Below are 18,174 nucleotides of genomic sequence, written 5' to 3'. Positions count from 1 at the left end.
GCGCGGCACACTGCTCGCTGACACCCCCGCTCGCTGTTTAATGCCGCGCCACAGGGCATGGGACTGGAGAAGCATCCCAGGGTGTGTTGGCCCCCTTAACGTAGCGTGGTTCAACCGCCTGGTCCGCAGGCTCCCACACTGAGGCGGGTCATAGCGCTGCCCCGGAGAGCAGCTTTCCGCCTAAAGTGGAGACCTGACGGGAGTTGCCTCCGGCCAAGCCCCCGCCTTTAGGCGTGGGGTCTATGACCTTTCCTAGTTAGTTGAATGCCCTTCACGTGTTTATTAAAATTCTAGAAAAAGGGGCGGGTTACATACCCGCCCCGAACAATAAGTCCTCCAGACTGAGCTGCCTGTACCCTTTCGGAGCTTTCGGTGCGCGCTTCTTCCGGCGCTTCGGAAGGAACGCCGCCAGCTCCAGGATGGTCGGCCGCTTGACTTCTTCTGTTTCTTCGATTTCGTCCACCGGCAGGCCGCAGAGTTCGAGAGTCTTCCTGGCCAGCTTCTTCTGCGTTTTAGCGAGAATCTCCAGGAACTTCGATTCTTCCACCAGTTCCAGCTTTTCGTCCAGGTCCTTTTCGGCCAGTTCCTTCCATTTCTCGGCGGCTTCTTCACCAGCAAGACAGTCGGCGATGTCCGCCGCCAGGGATGAGGTCAGGTCGCGCCCGAACTTCGCCAGCTCCGAGCGGTCAATCCTCCCCTCGGCAAGCATGGCGTGGGCACGTTTGACCATGCAGTACTCAAACTGCGCGGCCTGCTGAGTACCTTCGTAGACTAAATAATATACCCGGCACTCCCGGGTCTGACCTATCCTCCAGGCCCTCCTGGACGCCTGGCGGACGGTGTTTATGTCGTAGTTCATCTGGTAGAAAATAATCGTGGGCCAGGGAAGTAAATCCAGACCCACTTCCACCAGGCGCATGTTGCAGATTATAACTTTGACCCCTTCTTCCTCCTTCTGGGCCAGCCACTCCACCCGCTTTTCGGGCGAAACGTGGCTCTCCAGGACGTGGGCCTCTATCCCGTGAGCTTCCAGGACTTCTTTCAAGCGGTGGCGCACCCCGTAGGAGTCGGTGTAGTTGCAGTAAATCACCACACCCCGGTCTTCCGCCAGGTTCTCCCGGACCAGGCAGACCAGTTCCCTCTCTTTGGCGTGGTAATAGTCGTCCGGGAAAGCCGGGGCGTACACCATGCCCAGAACTTTTTTGCCCCTGTCTTTCACGGCAACCTCCGCGCCCAGGTCGGGGCGGTCGGCATAATTTATCGCTGCAGGGATAAATTTTGCGAACGCCCCGGGCGAACCGCTCATGTAGGCGCTCATGCAGAGGTTGTAGAGTTCCTGGTGGAATTCCTTGTACTTTTCCATATGCTCGGGGTCCATCTCCACGAACACGGGGATTTCTTTCAGCTCCACCAGGGGGAGTTCCAGGTCGCCCAGTTCGAGGAAAGCCGCCCGGTGGAGGAGGTGGTTCACCACCAGCTCCGGGGCTATGCCGGGTTTCTCCCTGGCCTGGTCGCCGGACTTTTTGCGTCTGGTGACTATCCCTTCGTCCTCGTCGGACGAACGGATGACTTTCTCCAGGACGCCGTACTTTTTTGCCCAGGCCACGGCACTGGTCTTGTGATTGAACCCCTCCCTGATGAGGGATCTCGGGTCGGTCCTCCAGAGCAGTTCTTTTATGCTGGAGGACATCCCGTTGATCAGGGTCCCCGTCAGGCACAGGGTCTTCTTCGCTGACTTTAACATCTGGGCGAAGGCGTCGCCCCTGCCGGAGTCGCGGGCCTTCGTCTGGTGCACCTCGTCCATGATGAACAGGTCGAAGTGCTTCTTCAGCTTCTTCAGGATGAAGCTCACGAACCAGCGGGGCCTGTTGGGGGTTTCATTCCTGGACTTCAGGGCGGGCCTCCAGAGTGGAGTTCCGCAGGAGGGACATTTCCTGTGCTTGGAGGGAAGCTTCCATTTGGGGATGAACCCTTCCGGAAGCCCGTTGGGCTGGAGATTTCTGCGCTCTTTCGGAGGCTTTCCACAGGCGAGATCTTTCCAGGTTAAAAAGGGCCGTTCGCCTTCTCTTGCTTTAATATAGACGTTTTCAATCGGGTTTCCGCAGTCGGGGCAGTGCCAGGCATATTCTTCCGTCCCCCTGACCCTCTTCCATATCCCCGAAAACCAGGGCTCGGGTCCCAGTTTCGCCCTGTCCAGGCCGACCAGGACGAATTCCAGCCCTTCAGGTCTGTGACCTTCCCTGACCATACGGATATACCTCGCCGCGTCCTCCGTGCTCCTGATTACGAGCACTTTCGCGTCGGGAAGCGTTTCGGCAATCTCCTTCTTCTCCCACTTGGGTATCGTCACTCCAGGAGCACACAGGAGGACGGTCATGGGTCCTTTCTTTTTCTCATAGAGTACGTTGCACACGCCCAGGGCTATTATGGACTTCCCCGTGCCCATGTCACCGCAGGCCACGGCCATGTCCTGCTCTTCCAGGGTGTTGACCAGCCCCTGGATGACGTGGGCCTGCGCCGGGAACGGTATCCTCTCCATCCGGCCTATGGCCGGGTGGAGCCTGTCTGTCTCCGGGTCGTGCCTTGGGCGGACGATTTTAATCCGTTCCGAAAGGACCCGGGCGTTGGCCTTCAAATACTCCCGCATCGACCACGAAGGGTCAAATGCGCCTCCGGCATCGGATTCGGGAATCTTTAAAAGACCCTCCTTCAGCCCGCGGGTTATTGCTTCCTTCAATGTCTCGTCCGTAAGCTTATCATGGTTAGTGTAACCATTTACGGCAGTTATCTTCGCTGCCTTCAAAATCGACCTGCTCCACTCCCAGTCTGTTCAGGCCGTAGCCAGCATGTACTACGAAGCGTGGGAAAGGACCAGGGAGTTGAGAGAAAAAGGCCACACCGACTGGAGATACCCCTACCGCAAGAAATACTTCTTCACGGTCACCTGGAAGAAAGCGGCCATAAAGCACAGGGGGACCTACTTGAAGCTCTCCAACAGGCGCGGGGTGAAGTCGCTGGAGCTGGAACTCCCGGAACACTTAAAAGACGCTGTTATTCACCAGGTCCAGCTTGTCTGGCACCGCAACGGGTACTGGCTGCACGTGACGGTAGAGAGACCGGCCCTGCCCGAAGTCCAGGGCGACGTTTATGCTGCAGCCGACCCGGGCGAGGTCCACGCGCTGGCCCTGACTGACGGCGAAGAGGCGCTGGTGATCAGCGGCAGGCTGCTCCGCTCCCTGGCCAGGCTGCGTAACAAGGAACTCCGGAAGTTTCAGCGGGCCATTTCTAAAACCGAGAAGGGCTCCCGGCGGAGGAAGAAACTCCTGGCCGCCAAGTATAAATTCCTGAACTGGATAGAGCGGCAAATGGAACACATACTGCACGCGATTTCTGCAATCGTGGTGCGCTGGTGCGAAAAGAGGAAAGTGAAGAAGCTCTTCTACGGCAACCCTTCCGGCGTGCGGGAGAAGGACTGTGGCAGGAAACACAACCAGCGGATGAGCCAGTGGCCGTTCGGGTGGTTGAGAGAACTGATCGAGTACAAACTGAAACTTCGCGGCATTGAGTTGGAGAAAAAAGAAGAGCACGGCACTTCCGGTACCTGCCCGAAGTGCGCGAGTTACACGAAGCAGTCTGGCCGGGTCTACAAATGCGGCAACAAGGACTGTGGTTTCACCGGAATCCACCGGGACGTTGTGGGGGCTTCCGGGATTTTGGACGTGAGCCTGAACGGGGAGTTCACGAGAGGTCGGAAGCTGCCCGAAAAGGTAGTCTATGTCCGGCCGGTGGCAAGAAAAGTTAAGCAGCGGAAAAAAGCTGCCTGAAGACGTATCCACGATGAGTGGTAGACGCCCCTGAACCGGGCCGGGCTGCGGCAACGCAGTCCTGTGGCCCGCTGAGTGGATGTAAGACCGTGTTCGGCACGGCATTCCATCAATGAAGCGGGAAACTCCTGGTTGAAAGCGGGAGCTTCCGGGTCACTTGACCTGGGAATCTTCCGACTTCAGTCGGGAGAGGTTCAATGGCATGTTTGATATCCTGAAGCTCTTTGTTGGATAAAAGCCAACCGGTTTTCGTTTTTCTCGGGAGTCCCCCATGCCGCTAATATGCGGCACCACGAAGGATGAAAATGGTTAGGAAGCGAACTTCTGGTGCACCACCCGGTTGAAGAAGGTCGTTTCACCATGGTGCCGGTGAGCCCGACTAGGAGTCTGACCTCGGCGATGGCAGGGGCACCACGAAATGTGGCCTCCGCAAGGAGAGCACGCGAAGGAGAGTCGTCTAGAGCTATCGCCGCGCCGGGAGTAAAGGGGGACTGGACTAATGCAAGTGATTTACGAGCGTTGTTGTGGACTTGATGTGCACAAGAAGAGCGTGACTGCGTGTATCATCACTCCGGAGGGGAAAGAAACACGCACCTTTGGCACAATGACACGAGAGTTGTTGGAGATGATAAGCTGGCTGGAAGCGAAAGGCGTAACACACGTGGCTATGGAGAGCACTGGCGTATATTGGAAGCCTATTTACAACCTTTTGGAGGAAACGGGGATTCAGCCACTGGTGGTTAATGCACGGGACATCAAAAACGTACCGGGACGGAAGACGGATGTTAAGGACGCGGAGTGGAACGCCGATCTTTTGCGGCATGGGTTGCTTCGAGGTAGTTTTATCCCGTCGCGTGCGCAGCGGGAATTAAGGGAACTGGTACGCTACCGTCGCAGCTTGGTTGAGGAACAGTCACGGGAGGCGAATCGCATCCAGAAGCTGCTCGAAGGGGCCAATATCAAGTTGGGTGACGTGGCCACGGATGTGCTTGGCAAAACAGGCCGGGAGATTTTGGAATGTCTAGTGAAAGGAGAGACCGATCCGGAGAAACTGGCGGGCCTGGCACGTGGCCGTTTAAAGAAGAAACGGGACCAACTGGTGGAGGCACTTGTGGGCATAATAGGGCCTCACCAGCGCATGATGCTGGAAATCCAGCTACGGCACATAGACTTTCTCGACCGGGAGATTGCCCGGCTGGACAAGGAGATTGAGGAGCGGATGCGCCCTTTTGCGGAGGCCCTGGAGAGGGTAGATGAAATCCACGGGCTAGGGCGGCGTTCGTCTGAAGAGATTCCGGCGGAAACTGGCACTGATATGAGCCGGTTTCCCAGCGACGCACATCTAGCCTCATGGGCCGGTTCCAGACCGCCCGTACCGGGTAATCGTTCCGGCCGTGCCCGCGTTCTCGCTCCAGCTTTTGCATGAGTTCCTCGTCGGGTAGATATTCGAGAACCAGGACCAGGCGTTCCAAATCTCCCAGTTCGTCAATTTCCCGCCACCCAAAAAGTCGTTGTTGTGGTATAATAGCCATAAGGGAAACCTCCTCTGGTTCTTTTTTTGGGGATATAAAAAAGATTTCGCCAGAAAAGGAGGGTTCCCTTCTTATTTCTTCCCCTTTTTCGCTATTCCTTTGTTTTTCTTCTTTGGGGTCAATTTTGCTAAAACGCTCCCTGCCCATGCCCGCAACCCGCATAAATCCTGATCCGTGCCGGGGTAAAATATTTTAGCCACTGCCCTAAAACGGCCTATTCATCTCTACTTCCGAGCATCGCAATTGGCTCGGTTGGGACAAGCTTGGCTTAGGCCCGCCTTCCCCGGAAAAGCCCAGCAGTGTAACTGCCTGGCACCTTCCGAAACACTCCCGTGTTCCGTTATAGTTACCTGAATTTTTTCTACTTTTTGGCGTAGTTTCCTCCCCTGAATGAAAATGCTATTCTTGAGCTTCAAAATGTTGTGGTAAGACCTCTATTTTCTCCAGGGCGGCATAAAAGCGGTCACCCACCAACCGAAGGGGCCGAAAAAGCCGAACCTCCAGCGTCTCATACCTGCCTCCCCTCTCCTGGCACCAGTTTCTCGGAGTCGATTCAATCCAACCCAAGTGCCCTCTTGCTTTCGGCGCAGACTTTTCCCCAATCGCACCCCTCGCAGAAAGCCGCCAGCCACTCTTTGGACATCGCCATCACTTTGGCTTTTATTTCCTGCCAGAGCACCTTTGACCCAACTTCGACACCGAGGTACGCGGCAGCTTCCGCATCCATTTCCCTGATTTCTGCGTCCACCCCGGGCTTGGCGACGCACTTTTCTCCCTGGAGCGTCGGGCAAGCCCGGCAGATGTCGTCCGCGCCTTCAACTACCGCTATTTCTTCGCCCTCCGTAGCCCTGCGCACTACGTCTTCCAGGTTTTCGACAAATTCCCGACTGTATCCCTCGCTCCGGTAGAAGTGAAGGCAAATCAAGTGGTGACCCCTCAATCTGATCATACAAACCACCCTACGATATACCTGAGAAAAATTTAGCCAGGGAAAAGGCGCTTTCCCCGGAGGAAAGACCCTCCGAAACAAGAAAGGCAGGAGCCTTCCGAACCCTGTCCTTTACTAAAGAATTTGAGGCAGCGTCTAAAAAGAAAGGATGCGTCTCAGTTTGTCAGCCATTAGCTTTTTCCGTTCTTCAAAAAACTGAGGAAAATTCTTGAATTCAAGATTAATATTTGTTGGAATATAATGCTTTCTTAAATACGCGTCTCTCGCTACAGGGTCTGCGCAAACTCTTTCTAGCCAATCTATTAACGAACTTGAAGACTTTTGTAAATTGTATAATCCTTCAAGTAGCTGTAAGTTGGGGAGCTTGTCGCGATTACTCTGGTAATACTGGATATATTCGGGGGCCAAACCCATTGAATTGAGATTCTTTGGCGCAAAGACACTCTTGGGATGAATGTGATCAACGTGAAATTTATTTCTATAATCAAGAGTAGGGTATAAAAGAGCGAGTACAGAAAAGGTGTAAGCCTGCCCGTAAGTGTAGTTAAGTAAATTCTCAATTTCATCGTCTGTGAATACCAAAGACTTAGGAGTTCCTTTAAACTTGGCAACAATAGCGTCAAAAGGAAAATCTGCTGCCCGCTGCACTTCAATGTGGTTTCTGATTACTTCTCGCATGGATGTTAAGATACTGTCAATTTGTCCGCTGAAAGTTCTCTTTAACAAGCAAATAGATAGCCATTTCTGGATATTCCTTAAGTCACTCGCGGAAGCCAACGAGTGAATATACCCATCACAAGCTTTTTGGTCAGTGATCCCCCTCTTATAAGCGTAATATGCAATAGGAATGACCGCATTATTAGCAGGTAGCGTATCCCTATTGAAACCGATGCTTGACACAATATGGACCGCTGCTCGAATTGCCCCAGCAATTTTATCCCACTTGTTTTCTATAATAGTCATGTTATCTTTGTTAAAGTTCCTGGCATTAAATGCTATATTCGTGAAATCACACAACACTAGAGAAGCTTTCATTACAAAGTCTTTATCAAAGTTAAATTTATCGCCAATATCGTTGATTTCTTTGACCAAATTGTTAATTTCGTCTCTAGCATTTCTATATTTCCAGGAAGCTGAAGCAATGGAAAGAAGGAGGTCGGAGTAACTTAGCTGTGTGCCGCCACTATTAACCCTAATGAATATGTTAAGCACTTTATCTAAATCCTGACTTGTCTCAAGGTAATAATTAATTACTGGCTTCATGTACACTACCTCATAAAGCCTCGTTAGCATTGAAGACGGGGTTCGCAAGTTTGATGGACTCTCCAATGGACTATGGAGGTTGTTTGAACACAGATACTGATTTACTTTGTCTAGTGTGTTCCACTGCAAGATTTCTCCAACCTTGAACCAGTGCTTGTCTGCCCCTTGCTCCTTAGCTTCTTCATTTGTTAGAAACCTAAAATCGTATAAAAGGTCATCTCTTCCTGATTGACCGAGTAAATTAAGGTAAAGCCTTCTTTTTGGAAACGCTGCGGGATTATCCCATCGTTTCCAGGGTATTTTGTAAGCGTATGATCCTTGAAGACCGATATAAAGTGCTGTTAAACGTTGTTGCCCGTCAAGTACACCAATTATTTCTTCTTGGCCGCTCACAGCAGCGGGTGGGTTATCAACAGTATCACGTTCATGATATTCCCGAATAAATTCGTAGAATTGATAATTATTGACTTGCTCTTTTTCTACTCTCCAAAACAAGAAGGAACCAATAGGATAATCGCGCATCAAAGAATCAAAAAGTCGTTCAATCTGTTCATGGCTCCACACTACTCCTCTCTGAATAGAGGGCAACAAATATTTGCCATTACGGATTGCATATAAAGCTTGCGCTATTGTTATCGGATACTGATAAGACATTTTCCCACCACCTCGTATCATAGTATTAAAACCACCGGACAACCCCAGATTCCAGTTTAGGAACAATATGGATTATCCGGATGGTTGGGAACCGGTTCCCATATTACGGGTACCGAGGCCAACAAAATCAATGCATTTTTGAATCTTTTCCTGGATACTTTTTCTTTTCCGGAGAACTAAAATCCTGCCTGCAACAGGAAAGATGCGGGTACGGCTATTTCTCTGCCGGGGCCATCTCAGACTTCATACTGAGCAGGCGGTAGAAAATCCGGTCCACTTCCTCCTTTTCAAGCCTGCCTTTATTCTCCGTAATGTAGTTGATGAGCCATTTCTTGTTTACAATCCGGACACTCTTAACCGGTTGGTAGACCTTTACAAAAGCACGAGTAAATACCACGACCGGGTTGACAAACGGCGCCCTCCCATCCGGGCCTGCCAGCTTCTCCTTGAGCCAGAAACTCTGCCCCAGCACCTGCTTTAAAAAGTCCTTATCTAGAGGTTTCGAATCTCGCAGCAAGTTCCCGTCTGGAGAGAGGGTTATCTCGCCGGAATGGCCCTTGGTCTCGATGACGAAAACTCCCTTTGGGCCTACCACGATGTGGTCTATGTTGCCCATGGGGCAGGGAAAATCGTTGAAGACGGCGTACCCCTTCGATAACCCCCCGAGAATTACTCAGCGTTTCGCTTCGTGATAAAGGTTAATGATCTCCTGACTGGTACCAGCACTGTTCGAGGCAACAACCGTAAGGTGCATGGTCAGGTCCTCCGGCGGCACCTCCCAGGTGAAAGTCCAGCCGTCCCGACCGTCATTGTCCACGCGGCTCAGTACTACCGGCGCCTCGGTACCTGTGGGCGAAAGCCGGAACTCAACGTGTTCGGCGCCTGTCACGTCAGCCGCAAAAACCACAGTACCGGCTACCTCGTACCACCCGTTTACTTCCCTTGACGGAGGAGATAACTTAATTCCGTGGATAACCGGGGGCTTTAATAATTGGGGCGGTTCCGGCAGATCCCCCTTAGGCCCGATCAGGACGGCCCGGCTCCCGAGTTCCCAGCCCACTTCATACCCCAACGCCTCTGCAACAAACCTGGCGGGCAGGTAGACACGGCCACCTTTCAACAGGGAAGAAACGCCCATCTGTACAACGGTCCTGTCGTAACGGAACGTCATTACTCCCGGCGGCGGTTCTTTTATTACCGTGAGCACTGAAACGCCAATCTGCATTTCTACAACGGTTGCCCAACCGTCGTCATATGCGGTTATGGTTACGGTTTGCGTCTTGACGTCCCAAGTTATGTCCTTCTCCGCTATGCCCAGGGCGTAGGCCAAGTATCTTACCGGCACGAAGGTGCGGTCACTTTCAACAAAAGGCGCGGCGTCCATTTCCCTGTCCTGTCCGTCCACCGTATAGCTCCCCTGACCGACAACGAACACGGCCTTATGACCTGGCGCGGCCAGAACGGGGAAAGCGAAAGCCAGGATTACCAGCAGGAAGGTCAACAAAGCGGCTGTTTTGCGCATCTTACAACACCCCCGCACCACACGTATTTTTCCTGATTCTTTTCTACTTTCCGGCACGGGTTCCTGCCCTGAAATGGAAAAAGTTATCTTCCTGTTGCCGACCCCACCGTTTTGGGGCCGAGCTTCGCCCGGTAGTACTCCAAGATCAGCTCGTCCACCTTCCGGCTGGCCGCCAGGAGCTTTTCTTTGTCGCCCGGATTTGTAGCCAGCAGTTCCCTCCTGGCCTTCTCCAGCCGCAGGATCGTCTTACCAAGCTCCAACAAAAATATCCCCCTTTCGCCATTTGGCACCAGATTCAATTGAACCACTTTCAGGAAAATGCGTCAAGAAAAAAACCCTGTCGAACGGTGTCGGAACGACAGGGTTTTTCTCAAAAAAACATGAAGCATGAAATTTTCCAGCTTTACGGCCAATTAATTTATACATGGGAGGGATTATCATGCAAAAACAACAGTCCTTTGTACCAGAAAAAGTAGAAAAGTTTCTCACCGAAATCGGGTGGGAAAAACCTACGACAGCCCGCCCAAACAAGAAGTTAGCCCTTATATGGGAGAATACTGGACCGGCCGCCAGACCTGGGAAAAATATGAATTCGATCAGGGTTATTGGGAACTGTTCATCACCTATGAAGAAGACGGTAAACACCGCTGCGAGCTCTGGCGTGGCAGCTATGCCACGAAGCCGGAAGCCGTATTCTCACTGAGCTCCATCAGGGTTGTCTTACGACGGCGGGGGCTGGCGACATAACCTGCCTTTAAAGCAAAATGCTAACTGTACTTTACTAAATTAGGGGTGAAAATGCGAAGTAGCCCTGACAGAATTGCAAAAACGGTCAGGATTACGTAACCGGTTCGAACTCCACCACCCACACCCCAGCGTCTGGGTCCCAGAAGCCGTATATCCGTTCGAACGCTCCCCGGTACGCCTCCACTGACGGGTAGCCTTCCTTCCAAGCGTCCTCCTCCGTAATGTCGCCCAGCCTCTCCCGCCGGACGGCGGTTACCCTCACGTGCATGAACGGCTCCGCTCGGCGGAAAGCCCTGCACTGGTAAACGGGGCCAAGCTCCACCGTTTCCTGCTCAAGCACCGGATCTGGGTCTTGCAGCAGGAGAGGATAGATCCCACGTGTTCGGGTTTGAACATGGGTTCCAGAAATAAATTGAAAGGGATTAAAACCTTCGCACGGCGGTGTAGTTTAGAGAAGTGGGGGAGCGCGAGGGGGCAGTAATCCCACACCTAATTCATTGAGGGATACACGGACCCCCTCACCCTGTAGAAGCTTTTGCCTCGTTGCCGGACCGCCAGCAGGTTGTAAAGCTTGCCGTGCGTGCCGTGTACCGCCGTATCTCATGGGGAAGGTGGTACACGGAAACCTTCGCGGTACATAATATGGCCGCAGCTCCTGGAGTTTAATCGCCCCTGAATGCTCCCCCAATTCATTAGGGGGAGGAGGTCACGAAAAAACTTTTTCCAGGTTCAATAGCAACCAGAGCCGATTGCCTTTGTTAATGACGGCCTTTATGTATCTAGCCTCGTCACCTGCAAGCGGGGTCTCCAGCTCCTCCTCGCTGTAAACCCCGACTTCATTGACTCTGCCCACTATTAATCCGGCTTTTCTGTCTCCATGTTCAGCAACAATAATGCGCATGTCTTGTTCCTGATCACTTAGAGGCAAGTCAAGCAGGCGGCTTAAGTTGATTACGGGTAGGATGCTTCCGCGCAGGTTAATTATTCCCTCCATGTGTGCCGGCGCACCGGGCAATTTGGAAACTTTAGCTAGGCGTATAATTTCCCTTGTCTCTTTAATCGGTAAGCCATATTCCTGACCACCCAGCTCAAATATGACCAACTGTTGTTCAGATGACATTCTGAAGCTGCTCCTTCCCTTTTTTAGAGTCCTTCTCTTTTTAACCTTTGGCTATTTCGGCAATCTCTTTTTTCAACGCCACGAAGCAACGTAGCAGTTCCAGGGATGCCTGTGCCAATTCTTCGGCTGCTTCTGCCCGGGCTTCTCTCACCAGAGCAGCGCCGACAGTATGAACCAGGCGGTGAGGCTCGTCTATAACCCGCCAGGCAGGCAAGTGGCCGAACTGGCTGCCGCCCTCACCTATATACCAGCGCCCAAAGGCGCATTCGGTATGGTCGGATAATTTTTCACCTGTTCCAACTTTGGCCACTACAGTGTTAATGAACCGGGCATGGTCGAAAAGCCTGGCTGCCAGGATATGAACCGGCGTATCCTCAGTTATCTCGACCAGGAGTTCTTCCAGAACCGGCAGGGTGGCTTCACGGATGTGACTGGCATTGGCTGTACAAGAGTCACCGAAGGCTGTTATTTGGGCAAGCCGCTGGGACGACTGGGCAAGATCCGTTGTCGTAGTGGCAACCTGATTCATGACCCGGGTTATTTCGTCGAGGGCGCTGGTTGCAAGTTCCACCTGCTTCATGCTTTCGTCTATGCTTTGTACCACAGAGGTAACCTGCCTGGAATAAACCTCAAAGGAATCCGTTACCTCTTTGCTGCTGCGGTCGGCTGACTCTGATAATTGACCCACTTCTGCAGTTAATTCTTTCACAGTCCCTACCGCATCCTTCGTTTTTCCCGCGAGCTTCCTTACTTCTTCAGCTACTACGGCAAAACCACGCCCGTGTTCGCCAGCCCGGGCAGCTTCTATAGCAGCGTTCAGTGCCAGGAGGTTGGTCTGTTCTGCAATCTCCGCAACTTCTTCGCCAATCTGGTTGACCTGATTAAAACGCTGGCTTACTTCATTCAGCTGGTCTCTCATGTACTGTATACCGGTAGCCACAACTTTTAAAAGCCTGTCCATCTCCGCCATCGCCGAGCGATTGGCCTCTGCCAGCTGTTTCATTTGGTGATGAGCGGCAGCCGATTCTTCCACGGAAGCATTGACTTCCTCGATAGTGGCAGAGAGTTCTTGGGAACCCGATGCCTGAACCTCCGCCTCGCGGGCCGCTTCATCTGCCTTCAAGCGGCTCCACAGGGCCAGGAGATCTGTGTGTGCCATAATGAAACGACCTACGCTAAGCCCAAAAAGCAAATCACCCGAATTGAAGGTATTGGATGTACCCGGCTCACTTTTCTTTCTGAAGAACAGCAACTTAACCCCACCCTTTCCTTTTCGTGAACGTTTAAATTTTGGAATAAAAATTAGTCGTAAATTCTCGTTCGTAGAGGCTCAAATCAGTTTCTCCCCGTCCTATCAAGCGACTAAAAACTTCCACCAAAAGTGGATCAAACTGCCCTCCGGCACAGCAGTGCATTTCCTTCAGAGCCTCTTCCCGGGATAATGGAAAAGGTCGGTAGATCCTCTCCGTGGTCATGGCGTCGAAGCTGTCGGCAACGGCTAAAATGCGCGCCCCCAGTGGTATATCTTGAGCTGCAAGTCCAGCGGGATAGCCCGTTCCATCGTATCTTTCGTGGTGGTGTAGGACCATTAGACTAATTTCTTTCATACCGGGAATGGTTGAGAGAATTTCATAACTGAAAACCGGGTGCCTTTTTATCTCCTCCCATTCCTCGGCAGTCAACTTGCTCCGCTTAAACAGTATAAAGTCGGGGATGCCTATTTTGCCTATGTCGTGCAGAAGGCCAGCTAAGTAGACGCGCTTCTGGTATTTTTCGTCCAGTCCCAACTCCCTGGCCAGCAAGAGCGCATAAAAGGCCACTCGTTGAGAATGCAGGTAGGCCGACTTAAATCGAGATTCCTGCACCCGAACCAGTACCCGAGCAGCGTAAATAAGTGTGGACCTCATGGAAACACCTCTACCAAATGGTATTAAAAAATCATAAGGAAAGTTTCTTATTAGGAATGATGGTGGCGGGTACAAGGGTGGGGAGCATAAAAAGGGGAACCCAAAAGGAGGGAACCAGAGAAGGGGAACCCCAAAAGAGATGTTTATAGGGCTAATAAATAAGGCCAGATGTAGACAGATTATCCCCCCCCCCCCCCGAACTTGCGTTCTATAAGGGATTCTTTCATACTTGCTCAAACCTCCGCCTTTTACGTTATTCCAAATTAAGAAAGCCGCAGGGAGACAAGTATACGCTTTCCTGCGGCTACCTTTCTCCCTTGCAACCCAGCCGTCATAGTTCCCCGTGGCAACCCTTTGGGGAACCTTAGACCTGTGGCTTTGCGCCCCCGGCTTTCGCCGGGTTTGCCCTCCAGGATTCGGATCGAACAAAATAGCTTTTTAACTTTTCGGCCCCACTATTCTATTTCGACGTAATTTTAGCTTACTTGACGTAAGATCGTGAAATCAGGTTCTTTCTCGAATGCCTCCAGAAGCGGAACGCACCGCTCCGAGTGCTCCCTGTATTCCCGCAGGCTTTCCTCGACTTCCCGCCTACGGGTCAGGATATCTTCGCCCAAATACCCGTAGAAGGTCATCTCCTACTACAATCTTTTCTTTGTGGCGAATCACCAACCAGATTTTATTTCCCGCCCACAGTCCCAGAACGAAAAATCCCGCCGCGCGTGACAAATGGGCGGGTACCAGGCTTCCAAGTATCAGAACCAAAGCGACAGTGGGTAGCATCGCGGAAATACGCACCAATTCTCCCTCCCAGGGTGAAGTCGATGTCGAACGCGATTTTTGGTTTTATCCTGGGCGTCTTCGCTTCTCTCATTGCAAATCTGACCTAGGAATACGCCAAAAAAAGCAGGCTGAAGTGGAAACGTTTTCTCACCCAATTTTGCCGTACCTCCCCACCCCCTGCAGGCTTCCTCACCGCAGGAAAGACTATCGTTCCCTAGGTAGTCTGCGCCTACGGCCCATACAGCAGGGAAAACATCAAGATCTACTACAACCCGCATCCGGTGAAAAAACCGCCCGAAATCAGGGCGCTGTACGAGCAAAAAATCAAAGAAATCAAGCGCCGCGAAGCGAAAGGCGAACCCGTGCCGTTCAACGAACTCGGGTACCAGTTGGAAAAGTTTTTCGTTGGGCACAGGACCGGCCCGCACGAAGAACCTTCCCTGCACCTTTCGTTCCGGCCCACCGACTATTTCATGATGCTGGTCACAGACAACATGCTGGACGAGCCAATTGTGGTCGACAACGTGAAAACTACTCTCAGGAAGCTACGCCGAAAGAGTCGACCTGATGTACAGTCCCGTACCCGAATTCGCCACCCATTTCGGAGTGGGAATCATGGTGGTGACGGCAGACGGCAAGATCATTTTCTGCGAGCGGGGGCCTACTGCTGTCGACGCCTTCGTTTTCTTCCCTTCCGTGGCTGAAGGTTCCAGCAGGCCGGTGGACGCCGGGCCGAACGGCGGGCCGGATCCCTACAGGACGGCAGTGAGAGGGCTTGCGGAAGAGCTGGACCTGGAAATTTCGCCCGACCATGTGAAGTCCCTGTCTTTCGGAGCCAACGCCGTCCTCTGCGAATATGCCTTATGCGGGGTGGTATATGTGGAACAGACCGAAGAAGAGATATTATCACCCCGTCGGCTTCAATACACAGCTCCGGCGCCACTTCTTTCCCTCCGGGAGCTTCGCCATCTTCAAAAACTGCTGCTCTTTTTTCCTGGCCTTCGCGTTGGAGAACTTCGCCTACTTCCTGGGTGGCCTGCCAGATGGTCATGGGACTTACCCCGGGAACAAGGTAGCTCAAAATCTCCGCGGCCCGATCAAAGGGAAGCTCAGTGCTTAGTTTGACAGCCAGTTCTTTTAGGCGGGGGGTAATCCTGGCCCGCTCCGGCCAGCCCAGTAGCTCATCTAAAAAGAAGCTGGTTTCCCCGGTTTTTTTGTTTTTGTACAGGCGCCTTTTGTAGGGAAATTCCCCAAAGGTGCTGATGGCTGTTTTATCCCGAAACCCAACCACCCTCCAGGTGCTCCGGTCACGTTCATTCATCAGGCGGGTATCGAGCTGTTCCAGTGCCCAGGTGAATATTTGGTTGCAGACCTTCTGACAAAGCTCATGGATACCTTTTTCAAGTTCATAGAAGTCCTTGCACCTACCAAGTAATTCAATCAGACCCTTAACGAAAAGAAGGACTGCACCCACTATTTGGCGAATGTTTAGCATGAGACCTCACACTCCTTTAGCTTGATTTTTGGTGTTTTTTGGGCGCGTGAGGTCTCATTTCTTTTTCAGGGGGCTGATCCCCTTCTGGTGCCTACTGAAATTTTACACGGCCATTGACGAACTGGGAGATTTGGAACGCCTGGTCCTGGTTCTCGAATATCTACCCGACGAGGAACTCATGCAAAAGCTGGAGCGAGAACGCGGGCACGGCCGGAACGATTACCCGGTACGGGCGGTCTGGAACTCAATCCTGGCCGGGGTCGTATTTCAGCACACCTCTGTTGAGAGCCTGCGGCGGGAACTTAAGCGGAATGCCCAGTTGCGGGAACTATGTGGATTTGATCCGGTTCTGGGGGAGGATGCCGTTCCACCTTCTTATGTGTACAGCCGCATCCTGGTGAAGCTGATGCTTCACGCCGGTGAAGTGGAAAAAATATTTACGCGGCTGGTGGATGAAATAAGTACGCTGTTGCCGGATTTCGGGCGGGTGCTGGCCCTGGACAGTAAAGCTATTCACAGTCTGGCCCGGGGCAAAAAGCGGGATGAAGAAGAAAAGGTCCCGAAGCCTGATGGGCGCCGCGACACCGATGCCGACTTTGGCAAGAAAACGTACCGTGGGCGCAGAAAAGACGGTACCCTGTGGGAAAAAGTAGTTTCCTGGTTTGGCTACAAGCTTCATCTCATAGTTGATGCTGTATATGAGCTACCCGTAGGCTTTACGGTGACAAGAGCATCAGCCAGTGACGTGAAAGAGGGGCATAAACTGATTGAACGGGTGGCCGAACAAAATCCGGAGATTATAGAACGCTGTGAGACATTAGTGGCGGATAAAGGCTATGATGACAGCAAACTAATCATGAAGCTGTGGGACGAATACCAGATCAAGCCCGTAATTGACATCCGTAATCTATGGCGGGATGGCGAAGAGACGCGGCTGGTAACCGGTAAAGAGAACATTGTTTACGACTACTGTGGAACTGTTTATTGCCACTGTCCCGAAACAAATAAACGTCGCGAGATGGCTTTCGGGGGATTTGAAAAGGACCGGGGAACCTTGAAATATCGCTGTCCTGCCCGGCACTACGGGGTGAAGTGCCGGGGAATGGAGCAGTGTTCCGCAACGGGTGGAGTGCGTATTCCTCTGGCAGAGGACCGGCGGGTCTTCACGCCCTTAGCGCGGTCCAGTTACAAATGGAAGACAACCTATAAGAAGCGTACGGCCGTGGAAAGGGTAAATGCCCGTCTGGATGAGGTCTATGGATTTGAAAAGCATTTTATCCGGGGCCTGAAAAAGATAAAGCTACGTTGTGCACTGGCCCTGATGGTGATGCTGGCGATGGCCGTAGGCCGGCTACGACAAAAACAAGGAATAAATTTGAGAAGCCTGGTATAGGCGGCCTGAGAAGGACCAATCGGAAAAATTACACTACGGGAAGGGCGCCCCCCAAGGGGGTGTCAGGGTAAGTATGCCCTTTGACAGGGGTGGTAAAGGATATATAAGCCATTTACCCCAATATTAGGTTAATATCTCTGTCCTATGGCTTGAAAAACCTCCATGTCTGGTATGGGCGTTAGCCTCCCAGAGGGCAAAAATGTTTACAACGCAAATAGCTCAATTCTTACATCTCCTTGACAAATTTTATCAACCTGGATACACTATATACTTACAAAGCTAGGGAAGGAGAAAGGGACGCCGATGAAGAAGATTGTTGGCTTTATAGGAAGCCCGAGGGAAAACGCGAATACCTCGTGCATCATCGAGGAAATTGCAAGAGGCGCAAGAGAGCTGGGAGCCGAGGTCAAGATTTACCGGTTGAACAGCATGTCCGTAAGGCCGTGCCAAAGCTGCTTTCACTGCCGGCAGTCAGAAACATGTGCCATCGAAGATGACATGCAGGGGGTCTACGCAGACTTAAAGGACGCCCAGGCTCTCATTATAGGCTCCCCCATCTATATGGGACAGGTTACTGCCCAAACCAAACTGCTGCTGGACAGGCTGTTCCCCATCATAGGCCCGGATTTTAAGCCGAGGTTTGGAGTAAAAAAGGTTGCCCTGGTGTATTCCCAAGGTAACCCCCAAGCCGATGCCTTTAAGAGTTACTTCGACTATCTCGCCGGAGGCCTCAAAATGCTGGGCCTAGAAGCCGTCGCTACCATCGTCTGCGCTGGCGCAAACGATCCTCAAACAGCCCTAAACGACCAGCAACTCATGACCAGGGCTTTTAACGTGGGGAGAGCGCTTGCCGCCGAGTGATTTGGGCGCCAAGGAATTTTCCCGCCGGGGCAACAGCAGGGTTAACTCAATATCTCCATTTGATTACAGAATGGATGATAAAATATCTATTTAAGTATTTATTGTCCACCGGCGCCGAAGGCCA

14 protein-coding genes, 2 pseudogenes and 1 riboswitch are annotated in these 18,174 nt (G+C 52.2%); of the genes and pseudogenes, 5 read left to right on the top strand and 11 right to left on the bottom strand.

What is annotated here, in order from left to right:
* Positions 1–307: 307 nt before the first annotated feature.
* Positions 308–2,803 carry a DEAD/DEAH box helicase gene (locus J2Z49_RS09460; protein ID WP_307402448.1) on the bottom strand — a complete coding sequence of 832 codons (2,496 nt, stop codon included), beginning with the start codon at positions 2,801–2,803 and terminating at the stop codon, positions 308–310.
* On the opposite strand from J2Z49_RS09460, the gene J2Z49_RS09455 reads away from it, so the two are divergent.
* Together J2Z49_RS09455 and J2Z49_RS09450 are read left to right on the top strand one after the other, a co-directional pair.
* On the top strand, positions 2,787–3,824 hold the full coding sequence (locus tag J2Z49_RS09455) for an RNA-guided endonuclease InsQ/TnpB family protein (RefSeq protein WP_307402556.1): 1,038 nt from the start codon (positions 2,787–2,789) through the stop codon (positions 3,822–3,824). The genes J2Z49_RS09460 and J2Z49_RS09455 overlap by 17 nt on opposite strands.
* 499 nt (positions 3,825–4,323) lie before the next feature.
* Positions 4,324–5,193, top strand: a pseudogene (locus J2Z49_RS09450) (IS110 family RNA-guided transposase); the annotation flags it as partial.
* A gap of 716 nt (positions 5,194–5,909) precedes the next feature.
* On the opposite strand, the gene J2Z49_RS09445 reads toward J2Z49_RS09450, so the two are convergent.
* The 5 genes from J2Z49_RS09445 to J2Z49_RS09425 all read right to left on the bottom strand — a co-directional run bounded on the left by J2Z49_RS09445 (position 5,910) and on the right by J2Z49_RS09425 (position 10,004).
* Positions 5,910–6,305 carry a DUF1284 domain-containing protein gene (locus J2Z49_RS09445; RefSeq protein WP_307402443.1) on the bottom strand — a complete coding sequence of 132 codons (396 nt, stop codon included), beginning with the start codon at positions 6,303–6,305 and terminating at the stop codon, positions 5,910–5,912.
* A gap of 135 nt (positions 6,306–6,440) precedes the next feature.
* Positions 6,441–8,222 carry a DUF262 domain-containing protein gene (locus J2Z49_RS09440; RefSeq protein ID WP_307402440.1) on the bottom strand — a complete coding sequence of 594 codons (1,782 nt, stop codon included), beginning with the start codon at positions 8,220–8,222 and terminating at the stop codon, positions 6,441–6,443.
* Between the two features lie 214 nt (positions 8,223–8,436).
* Positions 8,437–8,892 carry a nuclease-related domain-containing protein gene (locus tag J2Z49_RS09435; protein WP_307402553.1) on the bottom strand — a complete coding sequence of 152 codons (456 nt, stop codon included), beginning with the start codon at positions 8,890–8,892 and terminating at the stop codon, positions 8,437–8,439.
* A gap of 3 nt (positions 8,893–8,895) precedes the next feature.
* Entirely contained in the window at positions 8,896–9,744 is an 849-nt protein-coding gene (locus tag J2Z49_RS09430) for a copper amine oxidase N-terminal domain-containing protein (RefSeq protein ID WP_307402437.1), read from the bottom strand.
* Between the two features lie 83 nt (positions 9,745–9,827).
* Positions 9,828–10,004, bottom strand: a complete 177-nt coding sequence (locus J2Z49_RS09425) for an aspartyl-phosphate phosphatase Spo0E family protein (protein ID WP_307402434.1) — start codon at positions 10,002–10,004, stop codon at positions 9,828–9,830.
* Between the two features lie 286 nt (positions 10,005–10,290).
* Between J2Z49_RS09425 and J2Z49_RS09420 the strand changes: the two genes are divergently transcribed.
* Positions 10,291–10,491, top strand: coding sequence for a hypothetical protein (locus J2Z49_RS09420; RefSeq protein ID WP_307402431.1), 201 nt, complete (start codon positions 10,291–10,293; stop codon positions 10,489–10,491).
* 91 nt (positions 10,492–10,582) lie between these two features.
* Here the strand turns inward: J2Z49_RS09420 and J2Z49_RS09415 are convergent, their stop codons facing one another.
* The 5 genes and pseudogenes from J2Z49_RS09415 to J2Z49_RS09395 all read right to left on the bottom strand — a co-directional run.
* Entirely contained in the window at positions 10,583–10,831 is a 249-nt protein-coding gene (locus J2Z49_RS09415; protein ID WP_307402429.1) for an ASCH domain-containing protein, read from the bottom strand.
* A gap of 366 nt (positions 10,832–11,197) precedes the next feature.
* On the bottom strand, positions 11,198–11,611 hold the full coding sequence (locus J2Z49_RS09410) for a chemotaxis protein CheW (protein WP_307402426.1): 414 nt from the start codon (positions 11,609–11,611) through the stop codon (positions 11,198–11,200).
* 40 nt (positions 11,612–11,651) lie between these two features.
* Positions 11,652–12,863: a methyl-accepting chemotaxis protein gene (locus J2Z49_RS09405; protein WP_407650076.1), complete on the bottom strand. Its 1,212-nt coding sequence runs from the start codon at positions 12,861–12,863 to the stop codon at positions 11,652–11,654.
* Positions 12,864–12,894: 31 nt separating this feature from the next.
* The gene (locus J2Z49_RS09400) at positions 12,895–13,518 is read right to left on the bottom strand and encodes an HD-GYP domain-containing protein (RefSeq protein ID WP_307402422.1); all 624 of its coding nucleotides are present in this window, start codon (positions 13,516–13,518) and stop codon (positions 12,895–12,897) included.
* Positions 13,519–13,833: 315 nt separating this feature from the next.
* Positions 13,834–13,935: riboswitch (cyclic di-GMP riboswitch) on the bottom strand.
* 1,255 nt (positions 13,936–15,190) lie between these two features.
* Positions 15,191–15,796 (bottom strand): annotated as a pseudogene (locus J2Z49_RS09395) (UPF0236 family transposase-like protein); the annotation flags it as partial.
* A gap of 31 nt (positions 15,797–15,827) precedes the next feature.
* Here J2Z49_RS09395 and J2Z49_RS09390 point away from each other — a divergent pair.
* The gene (locus J2Z49_RS09390) at positions 15,828–17,189 is read left to right on the top strand and encodes a transposase (protein ID WP_307402420.1); all 1,362 of its coding nucleotides are present in this window, start codon (positions 15,828–15,830) and stop codon (positions 17,187–17,189) included.
* Between the two features lie 303 nt (positions 17,190–17,492).
* A complete protein-coding gene (locus tag J2Z49_RS09385; protein ID WP_307402418.1) occupies positions 17,493–18,050 on the top strand; it encodes a flavodoxin family protein in 558 nt (185 codons plus the stop codon).
* The last annotated feature ends 124 nt before the right edge of the window (positions 18,051–18,174 follow it).

The organism is Desulfofundulus luciae (assembly GCF_030813795.1).
In the GTDB taxonomy this organism is placed as follows: domain Bacteria; phylum Bacillota; class Desulfotomaculia; order Desulfotomaculales; family Desulfovirgulaceae; genus Desulfofundulus; species Desulfofundulus luciae.
This window is presented reverse-complemented; position numbering and strand designations above follow the sequence as displayed.

Excerpts from the sequence above, each read along its gene's own strand:
- J2Z49_RS09445 (WP_307402443.1), bottom strand. The coding sequence starts at position 6,305 with ATGATCAGATTGAGGGGTCACCACTTGATTTGCCTTCACTTCTACCGG.
- J2Z49_RS09440 (WP_307402440.1), bottom strand. The coding sequence starts at position 8,222 with ATGTCTTATCAGTATCCGATAACAATAGCGCAAGCTTTATATGCAATC.
- J2Z49_RS09430 (WP_307402437.1), bottom strand. The coding sequence starts at position 9,744 with ATGCGCAAAACAGCCGCTTTGTTGACCTTCCTGCTGGTAATCCTGGCT.
- J2Z49_RS09420 (WP_307402431.1), top strand. The coding sequence starts at position 10,291 with ATGGGAGAATACTGGACCGGCCGCCAGACCTGGGAAAAATATGAATTC.
- J2Z49_RS09410 (WP_307402426.1), bottom strand. The coding sequence starts at position 11,611 with ATGTCATCTGAACAACAGTTGGTCATATTTGAGCTGGGTGGTCAGGAA.
- J2Z49_RS09400 (WP_307402422.1), bottom strand. The coding sequence starts at position 13,518 with ATGAGGTCCACACTTATTTACGCTGCTCGGGTACTGGTTCGGGTGCAG.
- J2Z49_RS09385 (WP_307402418.1), top strand. The coding sequence starts at position 17,493 with ATGAAGAAGATTGTTGGCTTTATAGGAAGCCCGAGGGAAAACGCGAAT.